Source organism: Enterobacter sp. JJBC, assembly GCF_036936505.1.
Taxonomy (GTDB): domain Bacteria; phylum Pseudomonadota; class Gammaproteobacteria; order Enterobacterales; family Enterobacteriaceae; genus Enterobacter; species Enterobacter hormaechei_C.
In genome coordinates this window covers 3,589,523-3,605,060 of the sequence record NZ_CP136935.1, presented here as the reverse complement: position 1 = coordinate 3,605,060, position 15,538 = coordinate 3,589,523, and the positions used below count along the sequence as shown (strand labels likewise).

The following is a 15,538-nucleotide window of genomic DNA, read 5'->3' as shown; positions in this document are numbered from 1 at the left end:
AGGGGCTGTATGAGTATTAATATTCTTATCGATAATAAGTTCGTAATTACCAGCGACCAGTTCCAGTTTATTTTGCAGGAAAAGAAAATCGCTAAGTCTGGAAAAAATGCCGGTAAAGAGTGGCTCGATACTGTTGGCTTTTATCCAACAATTGGCAAGCTCGTTTCCGCTTTAGTGCTGCACAACATTTTAACCGGCGAAGCTCGTCAGTTTTCTGAATTAGAGAAACAGGTCGAGCAGTTAGGTCAAAAATGTCTCGAAGCATTCACTGCTAATGGCCGTTGAGACCCGGGGGCGCGTTGCCCCCTCGCCACCCCCACCACTACCAAAAAGCACCGGTGAGAATTTCGTCGGTGCTTATCCTTGGAACAAATCCCGCGAGGCCATTGGCCGCGATAGAACCCTTACACGTGCCGAACTCCGTCAGGTGCAAGGTGTTTTAAACCGGATTGACCGTCTGCCGTTTTTCCTGCAAACGCTGTTTACCTCGCGTTATAACTTCATCCGCCGCACAAAGAGCCCTTTGGGTGGGCTGTATTTCCTCAAAAACACGTTTGAGCGCAAGCTGCTGCCGCGTCTTGAGCGTGTTAATGAGCTGTGCGGGATGAATGAATCCGCCTCGATAGGTTTTTTATCTGCGCGTGATGAATATGCACGCCTGCCGGATATGAACGACAAAGAGCTCAGGAAATTTGCGGCCAGAATCGCCGCTCAACTCTGGAGCAGATACGAAGAATTAAGCGATGCATGGGCGCACGCTCACGGCGGCAGAGAGACTCTTTTCACTGATGAGGCGCAGGCGCATTTATACGGGAAAGTTGCCGGTGTTGCGCGCGCTTTCAATCTCACACCGATGTACTGGAAAAAATACCGTAAGGGTCAGATGACGATCCGCATGGCATTTTCCGCTATTTCACGTCTGATTAAGGATGAGTGGTGGGTTAACCAGTTCAAGGCGCAGCGTATGCGCTGGCGTGAGGCGCTGCTCATTGCTGCCGGTGAGGTCAATAAAGACCGTTCCCCCTACGCCAGCAAAATGGCGATCCGCGATGTTCACGCGCGCCGCCTGGCTAATCTCGAATACCTGAAATCCTGCGAGCTCGAAAACAAAGTCACCGGCGAGCGTATCGACCTCATCAGCAAAGTCATGGGGAGTATTTCTAACCCTGAAATCCGTCGAATGGAGTTGATGAATACTATCGCCGGGATTGAGCGCTACGCGGCCAGCGTGGGTGACGTGGGGATGTTTATCACACTAACCACACCATCAAAATACCACCCGACCCGACAGGTCGGGAAAGGCGACAGCAAAACAGTGCAGCTCAATCACGGCTGGAACGAAAGCGCATTCACGCCAAAAGACGGTCAGCGCTATCTGTGCCGAATCTGGAGCCTGATGCGCACCGCGTTCAAAGATAACGATTTAGAGGTTTACGGGATGCGCGTTGTCGAACCGCACCACGACGGCACGCCGCACTGGCACATGATGCTGTTTTGCAAACCCGGTCAGCGTAAAGCCATCAACGAAATTATGCGTCGTTATGCCCTCAAAGAGGACGGTCATGAAAAGGGCGCGGCAAAACAGCGCTTTGAGTCACGTCATCTTAATCAGGGCGGCGCGGCGGGTTATATCGCTAAATACATTGCCAAAAATATCGACGGTTACGCACTCGACGGCCAGCTCGACCACGACACCGGCAAGCCCCTGAAAGATACAGCCTCCGCCGTCACCGCATGGGCGTCTACATGGCGCATCCCGCAGTTTAAACCAATTGGCCTCCCGACGATGGGCGCTTACCGCGAACTGCGCAAGCTGCCGCGCGGCGTGAGTATCGCCAGTGAGTTTGACGATCGTGTCGAGGCTGTCCGGGCTGCTGCTGATGAAGGTGAATTTGACCTGTATATCATCGCGCAGGGAGGAGCAAACATTAAGCGTGATGCTCAGGCCGTCAGGGTCGCCCGTAAGGTGACGGATGAGGTCAACGAATACGAGGAAGATATCGAGAGGGTGGTCGGTATTTATGCCCCTCACCTTGGGGCTGACCGTGTCCGTGTAACCCGTACAGCCGAATGGCGCATCGTTCCAAAGGTTTTGGCCGTTGAGCCTTTGACCTCAAAAAGCGGCTTCGCCGCGCCTCGGAGTCCTGTCAATAACTGTGGAAAGCTCACCGGCGGTGGCGATCCAGTTATGACCCCCACACCGTCTGAGCAAGCCGCAGCGGTGTTAAATCTGATTGAGCGCGGGGTTATCGGCTGGAATGAGCCGGACGTCGTGAAGGTGCTTAGCGGGGCGTTAAAAGCTGGGGCGCCGCGCAAAAATCGACAGCAAAGAAGCAATGCGCCGCTCAAAACGAGCGAGCTGGCGCCATCAGCCAGGATGACGAAACACGAAAGGGATCGCGTCGCGAAAATCCGTTTCGATTTGGCTCAGGAGGGCATTACCCCGGAACGGTGGGAGCTCGATGCGCTAGCGCGTGGGGCAACGGTGATTTATGGCGATAAAAAATTCAGATATCCGGCAGCTAATGAGTGGCCGGGAAATTTAACTCAACAGGAATGGAATTTATGAAAACTTATTTGATTCATACAGATAATTACTGGTGTGCATTCGATTCAGGTCATCCGAAAGGGGACAAATCTGTCGGGATTATTTCCCGCGTTGATGACGAAACAGGGATAACAGCGGTTTTGGCAACGCTTGATGAGCACGGTATCGGTTTGGTTGCTGAGTTGGCAGATAAGCTGGTCAAAGCTGAAAAACGCAAATCTGATGTCGAGGCGATGCTGGCGCGGCTCTATGCCGAATGTGATACGGGCGAACGTCGCGGTAATGGCAGTCAATCAGGCGTTGCGATGCCGTCGTGGGGAACAGTTGAGGCGACGCGTTTGCTGCTGGGAGTCAAATAATGGAATTTACCAAAGAGCAATTAATCGAAATCGTTGAAGCAGCCGATGAGGTTATTACCGCACTGGCCGGAACAAATGAGGATGTTCATCCCGAAAGCGACAATATGCTCCGTCTGTGGGATGACCTGAACGACAGATACGCACCGCCAGAAGTTGTTCGAGAGCTGGCGCGTATCGCGTTGGAAAGAATGGACGCTAAGGCTGTGGCGTGGACTGATGAGCAGGAGTTGCGGAGCGTCGAAAAAGATGGCTGCGGCTACATCTTTAATGCTAACCCGGTTTCGCCACACGCTGACCCGCATCGAGTCATTAAACTGTACACCGCCCCTACAGCGTATCAACGATAGAAAACGCCGCCGGTGCTGAAACTTGCTTTCAGTGCCGGTGGTGTTGAACAACGAGCCCGGCGAGGCGTTAGCGTTTACCCCGGATATCTGCTAAAAGACTGTATGCATATACAGTCTTTTTTTATGGGGGTTATATGGGCGTCAAAGACTCGAAATTTCAGGTTGTCTATCGTGGTGAGGTTTTAGAGCACTTTAAGCCGGGCGGGTGGGTATTCTTTCAGCGACCCAAAGAGTGCGGCGGTGGGTACTGGTTAGGACGCACATATCACGATGTTTTCATGATTGAATATGAGCGGCCGGTATCGCTAAACGAGGGAATGCAATATCTGCTCTTAATGGATGAGGTCGGGTCGAAAAGTGACGAATTTATAACGAATTTTTCGCTGTTTTAGCGGCGCATGCATCAGGTGCATGAGTTTGCATTCGTTTTTTACTCCAGTTTTTGCCAGCCAGCGCCAGTACTGGCGCGGCTCGGGGCTGATGATGCACTTGCATTAAAAGCGCCTTGCTAAGCGCGCAGGCGAGGCGGGGATTGCACTGCGCGCCAGATGTGGTGACAGGATTTATTTTACGCGTCTGTGCGCGTCGTGGTGGCGCGCTGTTATGTGCGGTCGGTTAACGAGGTGCTGGCGTGGTTGCGCCGCGTGTGCGGCGTCTGGCTCGCTCTGAGAGGATGCCGCCCGGAGGCGGCATTTAGGCGGGGGTTACTCAGTTTCGATGTTGTAATCCTTAAAGCGGATCACCTCTAAACCGAGCCATTCATTGATTTCCTTGAAACGCTCCTGCAATGGCGTCAGCTCGTTTCGTACAAACACCCGCGCCACCTTCTCGATATCACCCATTGAGCCGATATTCTCGGGCTTGCCGCCCATAAGCTGGAACGGTACGCGGTGCGCATCGAGCAGGTCGGCGGCGCTCACCTTTTTGATGTTGAAAAAATCGTCCTTTGTGGCGACTTCACTCAGCGGCACTATCTTGATGCCGTCCGGTTTCCCGTTCGGGGCATAGAAAAACAGGTTTTTGAAATTCCCGAGCCCTTTCGAGTCTCGCATCGCGGAGCGCAGCGCCTCGACGTCTGTGCTGCTCTGCGCCGCGTCGGTGACGTACATGATGTAACCCGCGTGCGCGCCGTTCTGGTAATACTTGCGACGAAACAGCGTGGCGGATTCATTCAGCCAGGCTGAATTAAGCGCGCTAAGGTATTCCGGCATCCCGTAGAGCTCCTGATTGATGTCGGGCTCAAGCAGATGACAGACTGAGCCGGGGGCAAACTGGTGCGGGTGCGTGAAGTCCGACACGTACCAGTAAACCCCATCCTCGACACCCCGGCGGGTGTATTTGGCCGGAGAGGTTTCAAGCTTCATGAGCTGGCCGGTCACGCTCATGCGCTTTTCAAGATAGCCGTTGGCAAACACCAGATAATCGAGCACAAGGCGGCTGAAATCCTGCCGTGAAAGCAACGGATGCGGGATGTAGGTGCTCGTCAGGATGTTACGCTTCACATAAATCGGGGAGCTGTGATGCACGGCGGCGCGCAGGCTTTTCGCCAGCCCGGAGAAGTTGACCGGCGGCTCGTACCATTTGCCGTTATTGATGCACTCGACATAGTCGAGGATATCGCGGCGATCCAGAACGGGTGACGGCTCGCCAAAGGTGAACGCCTCCATTTTCTGCGGTGCGCTGGCGGTCATGTTGGTCTGTTTTGGCTGTTTCTTTTGGCGTTTTTTCATCTTAATTGATATCCAGAATCGAGGTTGAATGCATACCGCTACCGGCGGAAAGTGGCTCGTTTAACAGGGCGTGCATGGTCGCCCATGCGATATCCGCGTGGCTGGCTTCCTCACTGCGGCTGGCTTCATAGGTGGCACTGCGACCGCTGCTGGTCATGGTTTTGCGGATAGCCATGAATGACTGCGTGATGTCGGTCGCACCGGCGTCATACTCCAGACACCCGCGTCGGATGGTGTCTTTCGCTTTCAGCACCATTGCGGTTTTCATTTCCGGTGTGTAGCGGATAGCGCGCGCTGCCGGGAAGAATGAACGCACGAGCTGGTAAACCCCCTGGCCGATGCCGGTCGCATCGATGCCGATATAGTCGACGGTGTATTTCTCGGTCAGCGCACGGATGGCCTCGGCCTGCGCGGCAAAATCCATGCCTTTCCACTGATGACGCTCAAGGATGCGGAACTTGCCACCGGCAACCAGTGGCGGAGCCAGCACCGCACAGCCTGCGCTGTCGCCGGTATGTGACGGGTCGTAGCCAATCCAGACCGGGCGCCAGTTAAACGGACGGTCAGCAAACGGCTCGAAGTCCTCCCATTCTTCCATCGCATCGACCATGCAACGCTGGAGCTCCTCGAACGGGAATACCGACGCCTTATCGTCGACGAACTCACACATAAACAGGTTACGGAAGTCATCCGCGCTGTTTTCCTGTCTGAGCTGGTCGAGGTTAAACAGGGTACAGCCCCCGGCGAGCGCGTCCTCAATGGTGACAATCTGCCGCCACTGGCCGTCCCCGCATAACATGCCCCCGGCAAGCGCCTGATGACTAATATCGATGTCGACACGTTCGTCGCGGTTACTGCGTCCCCGGTTAAACAGCTCCCCTGACCAGAACGGATAAGCGCCGTGCGCCAGCGTCGACGGCGTCGAAAAATAGGTTGTGCGCAGGTGCGACTGCGACGCCATACCGGAGGCGACTTTTCGCAGCTTCTGGAAATTGGGTATCCAGAAAATTTCATCGACGTACAGGTCGCCGTTGTGACTCTGCGCAGTGTTGGAATTGGTACCGAGGAAAATCAGCTCTGCGCCGTTGTTGCCGATGACAATCGGGTCGCCTGACAGGTCGACGTCGACCAGACGCGCAAAGGCGATGATGTACTTACGGAAAACGTAAGCCTGCGTTTTACTGGCTGATAAAAATATCTGGTTTTGCCCGGTCTTAAGGGCGCGCAGGAGCGCCTCACGCGCAAAGTAGAACGTTGCGCCAATCTGGCGCGATTTCAGGATGTGGCGGATGCGGTGCTCTAACCCGGCTTTATGCCACCTGAGTTGATACTCAAAGGACTGGTCAAAGAAAATCTCTTCCAGCTTCCCGATAGCCTCGTCGCTGAAATAATTACGTTTCGGCTTTTTGCGATCCCCTTTGTTGCGGCTGGCAATGTTGGGGTTTAAATCCACCTCGTTTCCGGTCTGGCCGTAGCGGTTCACGCGCGCGAGGCGCTCCATCTGGCGCGACAGAAAATCAGCGACCTTAAAGTCGTGCGGCGTCAGGTCGGGCTTGGCGTAAAGCTGGATGAGACGCGCCTCTAACGTCGACTCAACGCGATTAATCGGCGCGGTTTCCTCCCATCCATCACGCTGTTTCCAGCTCTGCACCGTGGGGCGCTTGAGTTGCAGCATGTCGCAGATTTGCGGCACGGCGAACCCCTGCCAGTACAACAGCCGCGCCTGTCGTCGTGGGTCATTGAGTAATGAAAGGTCAGTTGAAATGGTCATGCTTACCTCGTTTTGATGTTACGAGGCAAGGCTAAGGAAATGACCGTGCTTAATCGCTAAACCCCTGTTGTGTCAGGGATTGCACTTCCGCAACAGGTGGCTGATGAGGAGCTGAGTCGGGAAACTAACCCCGACCCGAAAACCCAACATCAGGACACCTGAACAATGGCAAAGAAAGTTTCTAAATGGTTTCGCATCGGCGTCGAGGGTGACACCTGCGATGGCCGCGTCATCAGCGCTGATGACATTCAGGAAATGGCCGACACGTTCGACCCGCGCGTCTACGGCTGCCGCATCAACCTCGAACATATCAAAAGCCTCATCCCTGACAGCCCCTTTAAGCGCTACGGCGATGTGACCGCGCTTAAAGCGGAGATTATCAGCGATGACTCTGCGCTTAATGGCAAAAAGGCGCTGTTTGCCAAAATTGCCCCACTCGATGAGCTGGTCAGCATGGTACGTGCCGGGCAGAAGGTTTACACCTCAATGGAGATCCGCCCGAATTTCTCTAACAGCGGCAAATGCTATCTCATCGGGCTGGCCGTCACTGATGACCCGGCAAGCCTCGGCACCGAATACCTTGAATTCTGTAGCCGCGCCACGCAGAACCCGCTCGCCGGTAAAAAAGACCAGCCGGGCGATCTCTTCTCTGTGGCCTCACTGGCTGAGCTGGAATTTGAAGACGTTCCCGACACCATGCTCAACAGCCTGACCGACAAGGTAAAAGCCATTTTCAGCCGTAAACAGGCCAGCGACGACGCTCGTCTTGCAGATGTGCATGAGGCTGTGACGACCGTTACCGAGCTGGTGCAAACCAACCTCACCGCCACCGACCAGCGCGTCACCGAGCTTGAGACCGAACTGGCGCAGCTTAAGCAGGACGTGACCAGCAAAGCCGAAGAAAGCGCGCAGGCGTTTAACGCCCTCAAAAACTCCCTCGATAACACCGAAAGCCAGCGCCAGCCGCGCCGCGAGCTTTCAAAAGGTGGTACGGGCGACGAGCTGCTGACCAACTGCTGAAAACCCGCCGGGCGCGCCGCCCGGCCTGATACCTATTACCCGAACAGGAAAAACCATGCGTAAACAAACCCGCTTTAAATTCAATGCTTACCTGACCCGCGTCGCGGAGCTGAACGACATTTCCACGGATGACGTGGCGAAGAAATTCACCGTCGAGCCGTCGGTCACGCAAACCATGATGGACACCGTGCAGGAATCGTCCTCATTCCTGACGAAAATCAACATCGTGCCGGTCGACGAGCTGAAAGGCGAAAAGGTCGGTGTGGGCGTTAACGGCACAATCGCGAGCACCGCCGATACTGACGGCGATGGCGAGCGTGAAACTGCTGATTTTACCGCGCTGGAGTCCAACAAATACGAGTGCGCGCAGATTAACTTTGACTTCCATATCCGCTATAAACAGCTCGACCTGTGGGCGCGATTCCAGGACTTCCAGACCCGTATCCGTAACGCCATTATCAAGCGTCAGGCGCTCGATTTCATCATGGCCGGTTTCAACGGCATTGAGCGCGCCGCAAAATCTGACCGCAAAAAAAATCCGATGCTTCAGGACGTGGCCGTGGGCTGGTTGCAGAAGTACCGCAATGAAGCGCCAGCGCGTGTGATGTCAAAAATCACCGACGAGGACGGCACGGTCATTTCCGATGTGATCCGCGTGGGTAAAAACGGCGACTATGCGAACCTCGACGCGCTGGTCATGGATGCCACCGGCAACCTGATTGATGAGATTTATCAGGATGACCCGGAGCTGGTCGTCATCACCGGTCGCAAGCTGATGGCGGATAAATACTTCCCTATCGTCAACAAAGAGCAGGAAAACAGCGAGTCGCTGGCCGCTGACATCATCATCAGCCAGAAGCGAATCGGCAACCTGCCTGCCGTGCGCGTGCCTTACTTCCCGGCGAATGCCCTGATGGTGACGCGTCTCGATAACCTGTCTATCTACTTCATGGATGACGCGCATCGCCGCAGCATCATCGAAAACCCGAAGAAAGACCGCATTGAAAACTACGAGTCAATGAATACCGACTACGTGGTCGAGGCATACGCTGCCGGTTGCCTGATTGAAAATATCAAGCTCGGTGAGTTTGCCGCGCCTGCTGCACCGGAAAGCGCTTCCACTCCAGTAGATAACGAAGGCGGAGAGTAAGCCATGACGAGTCCCGCAGCGCGTCACATGATGCGGGTCTCGGCCTCTGAAACAGCGCGGCGGGCTGCTGTCCCGCTGCGCAATGCAACTGCCTATGAGCAGATGCTCGTTAAGCTGGCCGCAGACAACCGCACGCTAAAACAAATCCGATCCAATGAGCGCAAGGCAGATAAAAAGCGTGAGCTGCTGCCGTTCTATCTGCCATGGGTGGCTGGCGTCCTCGCACACGGCAAGGGCGCGCAGGATGACATCGTCATGACGGTCATGCTGTGGCGTCTCGATGCTGACGATATCGCCGGGGCGCTGGAAATTGCCCGTTACGCCATGACCTATGGCCTGACCATGCCGACCGGTCGACGTCCGACGCCTTACCTGCTGGCCGAAGAGGTAGCACTGGCCGCGCAGCGCCTGCTCACTGCAAAACAGCCGGTCGAACTGGCGAACCTGCTCGACACCATTGCGCTGACTGAACGCGCTGACATGCCCGATATCGTGCGCGCGAAGCTGCACAAAATCACCGGCTATGTCCTGCGTGATGCGAATCAACTACCCGAGGCGCTGGCGCACCTGCAACGTGCGATCCAGTTAGAACGCACAATCGGTGTGAAAAAGGATATCGAGCAGTTAGAGCGCCAGCTCAGGCCAAAACCCGAACCGGCACCGAAAACCAAAACGACTAAACCGCGCACGCGCAAACCTGCCGCCAAACCGGCGGCACGTCGCGGGCGTCCACCAAAGGCGGCAAAAGCCGCAGGTTAACCGAGCGCTCCCCGAGCCGGGCGGCACGCCGGTCAAAGCGGGTATCAATTGCCCTGACTGCGACCGGCGTCCACCGCCCACCTATTACCCGAGGTTGTCATGACGACGCTGATTATTGAGCAAAATAAAGAGCCGCAGGATGTGCCGGGCGTGGTGATACCGCCGCCGGGCGTGAGCGAGCCGGTAATCAAAAACACCCCGTTTTTTCCTGATGTTGACCCGAAGCGCGTGCGTGAGGAAATGCGTTTAGAGCAGACCGTTTCCCCTGTGCGCCTGCGCCGGGCAATTAAGACCGCCATCGCAGAGACGAACGCGGAGCTGGGCGAATGGCGCGAGCGTCAGCTCGATGCCGGTTACGCCACGCTGGCGGATGTCCCGACCGACAGGCTCGATGGCGAAAGTGTGCGCGTATTCCATTACTTCAACGCCGTGTGTGCCATGACGACCGCCACGCTTTACGAGCGTTTTCGCGGCGTGGATGCGACGGCCAGAGGTGACAAAAAGGCCGACAGCATCGACAGCACTATCGATGAAATGTGGCGGGATATGCGCTGGTCTGTGGCGCGCATCCAGGACAAAGCGCGCTGCATTGTGGGGCAAATCTGATGAAAGCGTATGCGCTACAGGGCGACACCCTCGACGCGATTTGTGTGCGGTACTACGGGCGCACCGAGGGCGTGGTCGAAACCGTCTTAGAAGCGAATCCCGGTCTGTCTGAGCTCGGCGTCATCCTGCCGCACGGCACGGCAATTGAACTGCCCGAGACCGACAGCGCGGCCAGAACCGAAACGGTGAATCTATGGGACTGAGTATGGAGAAAATCACCACGTTTATCGCCTACTGGCTGGCCGTCGCGCTGGCGTACCTCGGCGCAATGTCGCCCGAAAAGATGGCGCTTTACGTGGGCGGCGGATGCGCCATTTTTACCGCGCTGACGAACTACTGGTTTAAGCGCAAAACGTACCTCTATCTGACGTCACTCGGACTCGACAAGGGGGCTATTCGTGAAATCAATCGTTAAACGTTGCAGTGTGGCCGCAGTGCTGGCGCTGGCGGCGCTGATGCCTGACTTTCGTCTGCTTAACACCTCGCCCGAGGGGCTGGCGCTGATTGCCGACCTCGAAGGTTGTCGCCTGACGCCTTACCAGTGCAGCGCGGGAGTGTGGACGTCAGGCATCGGCCACACTGCCGGGGTCGTCCCGAAAGGGGAAATCACAGAACGTCAGGCGGCGGCGAACCTCGTCGCGGATGTGATGAACGTCGAGAAGCGTCTCGCAGTCTGCGTGCCGGTAGAAATGCCGCAGCACATTTACGACGCGCTGGTGAGCTTCTCATTCAATGTGGGAACCGGCGCGGCCTGCCGGTCGACGCTGGTCTCGTATATCAAGCGACACCAATGGTGGCAGGCGTGCGACCAGCTCACCCGCTGGGTTTATGTGAATGGCTCAATCAATAAAGGGCTGGAAAATCGCCGCGCGCGTGAGCGTGCTTATTGTCTGAAAGGAATTTCTCAATGAAAAAATACTTACGTTCTCTGATGTTAGATGTCCTGCTGGCTGTATTCCTGCTATGGGGGCTGGCTTCGCCGCAAAGTGCAGCACTTAATTTTGTTGCAGCATGGGCGCTGTTTGGCTGTGTTGTCTGTATTGCGGCGAGCCTTGCCGGTGTGGCTGTTTTTGACCACTGGCTACGAAATGCGGGGAAAGGTATTCCGGTAAAACCCGGGATTATGAAAATCTTCCGCGCTGTTTTCTGTAACAAGCCCTCAAAGGCGCGTCGCGCATGGTCTCTTATTCTTTTTGTCGTAACCATTGGGTGTCTGCTCGGTGCTGGCTGGATCTTTACCGCGCTGCTTTACCTGATTTGCGTCCTGACCTTTACGGGGGTGCGCACCTCATACCGTCAGCGCATTGAGGAGGCGGGGCTGTGTCCAGATTCATTGTGATGTTGATTGCCGCAGGTCTGGCGCTGGCGGCTGTGCTCTGGTTAAGGCATGAGAACGGTAATCTACGGCGCTCTTTTGACCGGGCAAATAAGGTCGCGACCGAACAGAAAAACGTGATCGGGATGCTGAAAAATCAGCTTTCCGTTTCGCAGGGAATCGCCAGGCGAAATGAAACCGCGCAGGTCAGTTTACGTGGTGAGCTGATTGCTGCCGGTGCGATGGCCGTGCGCCGGGAAGAAACCATTACGAGACTGATGAATGAAAATGAAACGTTACGCCGCTGGTACAGCGCTGAGCTGCCTGATGTTGTGCGCAGGCTGCACACCCGCGCCGGTTGCGCCTCCGCCGGTCATTGTTTACAGCGCCTGCCCGAAAGTGAGCTATTGCCCGATGCCGGGAAGCGACCCGGCCACTAATGGCGACCTGAGTGCAGACATCCGCAGGCTTGAGCACGCGCTCGCCGCCTGCGCGTTACAGATTGAAACCGTCAAAGCCTGCCAGGATAAACTCGATGAAGAAAGCAATCAGCCTGCGAAAAGCGCTAACTGACGCCGTCCCGCAGCTTAAAACCAACCCCGAGATGATGCGTATTTTTGCCGACGAGGGGAATATCGATGCACGGCTCGCGGCCTCCCTGTCCCACGAGAAAATTTACACCCTGAATGTGATCGTGTGCGATTTTGTTGGCGACCCTGATTTGATTTTCGTGCCGGTGGCCGCGTGGCTCAGGGAAAACCAGCCGGATATCTGCACGCTCGATGAGGGGCATAAAAAGGGCTACCGCTTCCAGATGGATTTAAACGACGAGGATACGGTTGATATCAGTATCAGCCTCCAGCTCACCGAGCGCACCATCATCAGGGAGGAAAACGGCGCGCTGCATGTGAGCTATGCCCCGGAGCCGCCACCGCCTGAACCCGTCACGCGTCCAAAAGAGCTCTACATCAACGGTGAACTGGTGAGCAAGTGGGATGAGTGACTTTAAACCCTTTGATAACCAGCTCGCCGGGCTGCTTGCTGCCCTGTCACCCGCAGGGCGTCGGAAGCTTGCCGGTGAGATTGCGAAGCAACTCAGAACGGCGCAACAGCAACGTATCAAACAGCAAAAAGCCCCGGATGGCTCACCGTATCAGACGCGAAAGCGCCAGCCGCTGAGAGCCAAACAAGGTCGAATTAAACGGGCGATGTTTCAAAAACTGCGCACTAACCGGTACATGAAAGCCAGTGGCCGTGAAAACGGTGCTGTGGTGGAATTTACCGGAAATGTGCAGCGTATCGCGCGTGTCCATCAGTACGGCCTCAAAGACCGGCCAAACGTGCACGCTCAGGATGTGCAGTACGCAGAGCGCCAGCTACTCGGATTTAGCCAGGCGGATAAACAGCTCGTCGAAACGCTGACTATCAAACATCTTAGCCGCTGATTGTTGTCCCATCCCTCATAAAACCCGCCTTAATTGCCGCTGGCCTTGCCCGGCGGCATCCTTCCCGTATGAATAATTTAAATTCTCTACAGGAAATCGCACGCGCGATCCGCAACCTCATCCGCACCGGCATCGTGACCGACGTCGACCTCGACGAGGGGCTGTGTCGTGTCCAGACCGGCGGTATGCAAACCACCTGGCTTAACTGGCTCACCTGTCGCGCCGGTCGCTCTCGCGTATGGTGGGCTCCATCCGTTGGTGAGCAGGTGTTATTACTGGCCATCGGTGGTGAGCTTGATACGGCCTTTGTGCTGCCGGGCATTTTCTCAGATGACAATCCCGCGCCGTCAGCCTCACCCGATGCGCTTCACGTTACCTTCCCTGATGGCGCGGTCATTGAGTACGAACCCGAAAACAGTGCGCTCACCGTGTCAGGTATCAAAACCGCCGACGTCACCGCGTCGGATTCCATTACGGCCACCGTGCCGGTGGTGCTGGTGAAGGCCTCGACCCGCATCACGCTCGATACGCCTGAAGTGGTGTGTACCAACAAACTGACGACCGGCACGCTCGAAGTGCAGAAAGGCGGAACGATGTCCGGGAATATCGAGCATACCGGCGGGTCACTGTCGTCAAATGGCAAAGTGCTGCACCTCCATAAACACCCGGGCGACAGTGGCGGGACAACGGGGGCACCGATATGACAGTGCGTTATCTGGGAATGAACAGCCAGACCGGCCTCAGTATCACTGAGGTTGAGCATATCAGGCAAAGCGTGCGCGACATTCTCGTCACGCCGGTTGGCTCGCGCGTCATGCGCCGTGAATACGGCTCGCTTCTGTCGGCACTGATTGACCAGCCGCAGACACCGGCACTGCGATTGCAGATTATGGCCGCGTTCTATTCCGCGATCCAGAAGTGGGAGCCGCGCGTCAGGCTGACCACCATCACCTTTGAGCGGTCGGAGACCGACGGCGGGCTGTATGTCGATATCACCGGCACGCGCTCGGCTAACGGCCAGCCCTTTTCCCTCACCATTCCACTGAGTTAAACGCTATGGCAATTGTTGACCTTAACCAGCTCGCCGCGCCTGATGTCGTGGAAGTGCTGGACTATGAGACCATCCTCGCGGAGCGCAAGGCGACGCTCGTCTCGTTATACCCGGAGGAACAACAGGAGGCAGTGGCGCGCACGCTGACCCTCGAATCCGAGCCGATTGTTAAGCTGCTGGAGGAAAACGCCTATCGGGAAGTTATCTGGCGGCAGCGCGTCAACGAGGCCGCGCGTGCGGTCATGCTGGCTTACGCTGCCGGAAGCGATCTCGACCAGATTGGGGCTAATTCCAATGTTCCGCGACTTGTCATAACCCCGCCAGACGACACGACATTTCCCCCCACGCCAGCCGTGATGGAATCGGATACTGACTATCGTCTGCGTATCCAGCAAGCCCCCGAGGGGCTAAGTACCGCAGGCTCAACCGGCGCATATCAGTTTCATGGCCGCAGTGCCGACGGGCGTGTCGCGGATATTTCCGTCATCAGTCCTGAGCCTGCGTGTGTGACCGTGTCTGTGCTGTCGCGTGAAAATAACGGCGTGGCCTCTGACGAGCTGCTCGCCATCGTGCGCGATGCGCTGAACGACGAGGACGTCCGGCCGGTTGCCGACCGCGTGACCGTGCAGTCAGCGAAAATCGTCGACTACAAAATCACTGCATCGCTTTACCTTTACCCCGGCCCCGAAAGTGAGCCGGTGCTCAGTGCGGCAAAAGCAAAGTTACAGGCGTATATCACCGCGCAGCACCGGCTCGGGCGTGACATCCGAAAGTCGGCCATCTATGCGGCGCTCCACGTCGAGGGCGTGCAGCGTGTCGAGCTGGCCGCGCCGGTGGCCGACATTGTGCTCGATGACACGCAGGCGTCATGGTGCAGCGAGTACAGCGTCACCATAGGGGGCAATGATGAATGACACCCGACTGTTGCCGGTGGGCTCCTCGTCACTTGAGGTGGCGGCGGCGCGTGCCTGCGCTGAAATCGAGAATACCCCTGTCCCCCTGCGCCGACTCTGGAGCCCGGACGACTGCCCGGCAAACCTCCTGCCGTGGCTGGCGTGGGCGTTTTCCGTTGACCGCTGGGATGAGAACTGGCCGGAGGCCACCAAACGGGATGTGATCCGCAGCGCCTGGTATATCCACGCACACAAAGGAACGATTGGGGCAGTGCGCCGCGTGGTGGAGCCGCTCGGCTACCTGATAAACGTGTCTGAGTGGTGGCAGACAAACGACCCGCCCGGCACGTTTCGCCTCGATATCGGTGTGCTGGAGACCGGCATCACCGAGGAAATGTATTACGAAATGGAGCGGCTTATTGCCGATGCAAAGCCAGCCAGCCGCCATCTTATCGGCCTCAATATTATTCAGGACATTCCCGGCTATCTGTACACCGGCGCCCTGAGCTATGACGGCGACATCATCACGGTTTACCCCGGATAA

General features: G+C 56.4%; 22 protein-coding genes and 1 pseudogene. 21 read left to right on the top strand and 2 right to left on the bottom strand.

Annotated features, from left to right (window positions below; genetic code table 11):
- Nucleotides 1-9 precede the first annotated feature (9 nt).
- The 5 genes and pseudogenes from RY075_RS17305 (at nucleotide 10) to RY075_RS17285 (ending at nucleotide 3,646) form a co-directional block, all read left to right on the top strand.
- Nucleotides 10-285, top strand: a complete 276-nt coding sequence (locus RY075_RS17305) for a DUF5405 family protein (protein WP_044704158.1) — start codon at nucleotides 10-12, stop codon at nucleotides 283-285.
- Entirely contained in the window at nucleotides 275-2,569 is a 2,295-nt protein-coding gene (locus RY075_RS17300) for a replication endonuclease (protein ID WP_338627864.1), read from the top strand. The genes RY075_RS17305 and RY075_RS17300 overlap by 11 nt, the downstream gene beginning before the upstream one ends.
- Nucleotides 2,566-2,907: a hypothetical protein gene (locus RY075_RS17295; RefSeq protein WP_338627863.1), complete on the top strand. Its 342-nt coding sequence runs from the start codon at nucleotides 2,566-2,568 to the stop codon at nucleotides 2,905-2,907. Before RY075_RS17300 ends, RY075_RS17295 begins: the two co-directional genes overlap by 4 nt.
- A pseudogene (locus RY075_RS17290) lies at nucleotides 2,904-3,107 on the top strand (hypothetical protein); the annotation flags it as partial. The gene RY075_RS17295 and the pseudogene RY075_RS17290, both read left to right, overlap by 4 nt.
- Before the next feature lie 281 nt (nucleotides 3,108-3,388).
- Entirely contained in the window at nucleotides 3,389-3,646 is a 258-nt protein-coding gene (locus tag RY075_RS17285; protein WP_230020136.1) for a hypothetical protein, read from the top strand.
- A gap of 312 nt (nucleotides 3,647-3,958) precedes the next feature.
- On the opposite strand, the gene RY075_RS17280 is transcribed toward RY075_RS17285, so the two are convergent.
- Together RY075_RS17280 and RY075_RS17275 are read right to left on the bottom strand one after the other, a co-directional pair.
- Nucleotides 3,959-4,984, bottom strand: coding sequence for a phage portal protein (locus tag RY075_RS17280; protein ID WP_032618971.1), 1,026 nt, complete (start codon nucleotides 4,982-4,984; stop codon nucleotides 3,959-3,961).
- Between the two features lies 1 nt (nucleotide 4,985).
- A complete protein-coding gene (locus RY075_RS17275; protein ID WP_049125943.1) occupies nucleotides 4,986-6,755 on the bottom strand; it encodes a terminase ATPase subunit family protein in 1,770 nt (589 codons plus the stop codon).
- A gap of 165 nt (nucleotides 6,756-6,920) precedes the next feature.
- On the opposite strand from RY075_RS17275, the gene RY075_RS17270 reads away from it, so the two are divergent.
- The 16 genes from RY075_RS17270 to RY075_RS17195 all read left to right on the top strand — a co-directional run bounded on the left by RY075_RS17270 (nucleotide 6,921) and on the right by RY075_RS17195 (nucleotide 15,538).
- Entirely contained in the window at nucleotides 6,921-7,775 is an 855-nt protein-coding gene (locus RY075_RS17270; RefSeq protein ID WP_032669154.1) for a GPO family capsid scaffolding protein, read from the top strand.
- Between the two features lie 55 nt (nucleotides 7,776-7,830).
- Complete coding sequence (locus tag RY075_RS17265) at nucleotides 7,831-8,925, top strand: phage major capsid protein, P2 family (protein WP_252060903.1); 1,095 nt, start codon at nucleotides 7,831-7,833, stop codon at nucleotides 8,923-8,925.
- Nucleotides 8,926-8,928: 3 nt separating this feature from the next.
- Nucleotides 8,929-9,684 carry a terminase endonuclease subunit gene (locus tag RY075_RS17260; RefSeq protein ID WP_210231937.1) on the top strand — a complete coding sequence of 252 codons (756 nt, stop codon included), beginning with the start codon at nucleotides 8,929-8,931 and terminating at the stop codon, nucleotides 9,682-9,684.
- A 99-nt stretch (nucleotides 9,685-9,783) separates the two neighbouring features.
- Nucleotides 9,784-10,290: a head completion/stabilization protein gene (locus RY075_RS17255; protein WP_032609900.1), complete on the top strand. Its 507-nt coding sequence runs from the start codon at nucleotides 9,784-9,786 to the stop codon at nucleotides 10,288-10,290.
- Nucleotides 10,290-10,493, top strand: coding sequence for a tail protein X (locus RY075_RS17250; RefSeq protein WP_017382979.1), 204 nt, complete (start codon nucleotides 10,290-10,292; stop codon nucleotides 10,491-10,493). Before RY075_RS17255 ends, RY075_RS17250 begins: the two co-directional genes overlap by 1 nt.
- On the top strand, nucleotides 10,484-10,705 hold the full coding sequence (locus RY075_RS17245) for a hypothetical protein (protein ID WP_017382980.1): 222 nt from the start codon (nucleotides 10,484-10,486) through the stop codon (nucleotides 10,703-10,705). Before RY075_RS17250 ends, RY075_RS17245 begins: the two co-directional genes overlap by 10 nt.
- Nucleotides 10,689-11,201, top strand: coding sequence for a lysozyme (locus tag RY075_RS17240; RefSeq protein ID WP_039269015.1), 513 nt, complete (start codon nucleotides 10,689-10,691; stop codon nucleotides 11,199-11,201). Before RY075_RS17245 ends, RY075_RS17240 begins: the two co-directional genes overlap by 17 nt.
- Nucleotides 11,198-11,629 (top strand): DNZ54_00345 family protein, encoded by a 432-nt coding sequence (locus RY075_RS17235; protein WP_059295689.1) that lies wholly within the window; start codon nucleotides 11,198-11,200, stop codon nucleotides 11,627-11,629. The genes RY075_RS17240 and RY075_RS17235 overlap by 4 nt, the downstream gene beginning before the upstream one ends.
- Nucleotides 11,629-12,045 (top strand): Rz-like lysis system protein LysB, encoded by a 417-nt coding sequence (gene lysB, locus RY075_RS17230; protein ID WP_039269012.1) that lies wholly within the window; start codon nucleotides 11,629-11,631, stop codon nucleotides 12,043-12,045. The genes RY075_RS17235 and lysB overlap by 1 nt, the downstream gene beginning before the upstream one ends.
- On the top strand, nucleotides 11,933-12,178 hold the full coding sequence (gene lysC / locus RY075_RS17225) for an Rz1-like lysis system protein LysC (RefSeq protein ID WP_072163360.1): 246 nt from the start codon (nucleotides 11,933-11,935) through the stop codon (nucleotides 12,176-12,178). Before lysB ends, lysC begins: the two co-directional genes overlap by 113 nt.
- Nucleotides 12,141-12,608, top strand: coding sequence for a phage tail protein (locus RY075_RS17220; protein ID WP_023295244.1), 468 nt, complete (start codon nucleotides 12,141-12,143; stop codon nucleotides 12,606-12,608). The genes lysC and RY075_RS17220 overlap by 38 nt, the downstream gene beginning before the upstream one ends.
- Complete coding sequence (locus RY075_RS17215) at nucleotides 12,601-13,050, top strand: phage virion morphogenesis protein (RefSeq protein ID WP_338627862.1); 450 nt, start codon at nucleotides 12,601-12,603, stop codon at nucleotides 13,048-13,050. Before RY075_RS17220 ends, RY075_RS17215 begins: the two co-directional genes overlap by 8 nt.
- A gap of 68 nt (nucleotides 13,051-13,118) precedes the next feature.
- On the top strand, nucleotides 13,119-13,754 hold the full coding sequence (locus RY075_RS17210) for a phage baseplate assembly protein V (RefSeq protein WP_045339915.1): 636 nt from the start codon (nucleotides 13,119-13,121) through the stop codon (nucleotides 13,752-13,754).
- The gene (locus tag RY075_RS17205) at nucleotides 13,751-14,101 is read left to right on the top strand and encodes a GPW/gp25 family protein (RefSeq protein ID WP_338627861.1); all 351 of its coding nucleotides are present in this window, start codon (nucleotides 13,751-13,753) and stop codon (nucleotides 14,099-14,101) included. The genes RY075_RS17210 and RY075_RS17205 overlap by 4 nt, the downstream gene beginning before the upstream one ends.
- Before the next feature lie 5 nt (nucleotides 14,102-14,106).
- Nucleotides 14,107-15,015 carry a baseplate assembly protein gene (locus RY075_RS17200; RefSeq protein WP_032618987.1) on the top strand — a complete coding sequence of 303 codons (909 nt, stop codon included), beginning with the start codon at nucleotides 14,107-14,109 and terminating at the stop codon, nucleotides 15,013-15,015.
- Nucleotides 15,008-15,538, top strand: coding sequence for a phage tail protein I (locus RY075_RS17195; protein ID WP_044704180.1), 531 nt, complete (start codon nucleotides 15,008-15,010; stop codon nucleotides 15,536-15,538). The genes RY075_RS17200 and RY075_RS17195 overlap by 8 nt, the downstream gene beginning before the upstream one ends.

What these genes read in the sequence shown, in the direction of transcription:
- RY075_RS17275 (WP_049125943.1), bottom strand. Translation starts at nt 6,755, where the DNA reads ATGACCATTTCAACTGACCTTTCATTACTCAATGACCCACGACGACAG.
- RY075_RS17195 (WP_044704180.1), top strand. Translation starts at nt 15,008, where the DNA reads ATGAATGACACCCGACTGTTGCCGGTGGGCTCCTCGTCACTTGAGGTG.
- RY075_RS17220 (WP_023295244.1), top strand. Translation starts at nt 12,141, where the DNA reads ATGAAGAAAGCAATCAGCCTGCGAAAAGCGCTAACTGACGCCGTCCCG.
- RY075_RS17250 (WP_017382979.1), top strand. Translation starts at nt 10,290, where the DNA reads ATGAAAGCGTATGCGCTACAGGGCGACACCCTCGACGCGATTTGTGTG.
- RY075_RS17215 (WP_338627862.1), top strand. Translation starts at nt 12,601, where the DNA reads ATGAGTGACTTTAAACCCTTTGATAACCAGCTCGCCGGGCTGCTTGCT.
- RY075_RS17285 (WP_230020136.1), top strand. Translation starts at nt 3,389, where the DNA reads ATGGGCGTCAAAGACTCGAAATTTCAGGTTGTCTATCGTGGTGAGGTT.
- RY075_RS17295 (WP_338627863.1), top strand. Translation starts at nt 2,566, where the DNA reads ATGAAAACTTATTTGATTCATACAGATAATTACTGGTGTGCATTCGAT.
- lysC (WP_072163360.1), top strand. Translation starts at nt 11,933, where the DNA reads ATGTTGTGCGCAGGCTGCACACCCGCGCCGGTTGCGCCTCCGCCGGTC.
- RY075_RS17255 (WP_032609900.1), top strand. Translation starts at nt 9,784, where the DNA reads ATGACGACGCTGATTATTGAGCAAAATAAAGAGCCGCAGGATGTGCCG.
- RY075_RS17205 (WP_338627861.1), top strand. Translation starts at nt 13,751, where the DNA reads ATGACAGTGCGTTATCTGGGAATGAACAGCCAGACCGGCCTCAGTATC.
- RY075_RS17280 (WP_032618971.1), bottom strand. Translation starts at nt 4,984, where the DNA reads ATGAAAAAACGCCAAAAGAAACAGCCAAAACAGACCAACATGACCGCC.
- RY075_RS17270 (WP_032669154.1), top strand. Translation starts at nt 6,921, where the DNA reads ATGGCAAAGAAAGTTTCTAAATGGTTTCGCATCGGCGTCGAGGGTGAC.
- RY075_RS17235 (WP_059295689.1), top strand. Translation starts at nt 11,198, where the DNA reads ATGAAAAAATACTTACGTTCTCTGATGTTAGATGTCCTGCTGGCTGTA.
- lysB (WP_039269012.1), top strand. Translation starts at nt 11,629, where the DNA reads ATGTTGATTGCCGCAGGTCTGGCGCTGGCGGCTGTGCTCTGGTTAAGG.
- RY075_RS17245 (WP_017382980.1), top strand. Translation starts at nt 10,484, where the DNA reads ATGGGACTGAGTATGGAGAAAATCACCACGTTTATCGCCTACTGGCTG.
- RY075_RS17305 (WP_044704158.1), top strand. Translation starts at nt 10, where the DNA reads ATGAGTATTAATATTCTTATCGATAATAAGTTCGTAATTACCAGCGAC.
- RY075_RS17260 (WP_210231937.1), top strand. Translation starts at nt 8,929, where the DNA reads ATGACGAGTCCCGCAGCGCGTCACATGATGCGGGTCTCGGCCTCTGAA.
- RY075_RS17200 (WP_032618987.1), top strand. Translation starts at nt 14,107, where the DNA reads ATGGCAATTGTTGACCTTAACCAGCTCGCCGCGCCTGATGTCGTGGAA.
- RY075_RS17300 (WP_338627864.1), top strand. Translation starts at nt 275, where the DNA reads ATGGCCGTTGAGACCCGGGGGCGCGTTGCCCCCTCGCCACCCCCACCA.
- RY075_RS17210 (WP_045339915.1), top strand. Translation starts at nt 13,119, where the DNA reads ATGAATAATTTAAATTCTCTACAGGAAATCGCACGCGCGATCCGCAAC.
- RY075_RS17265 (WP_252060903.1), top strand. Translation starts at nt 7,831, where the DNA reads ATGCGTAAACAAACCCGCTTTAAATTCAATGCTTACCTGACCCGCGTC.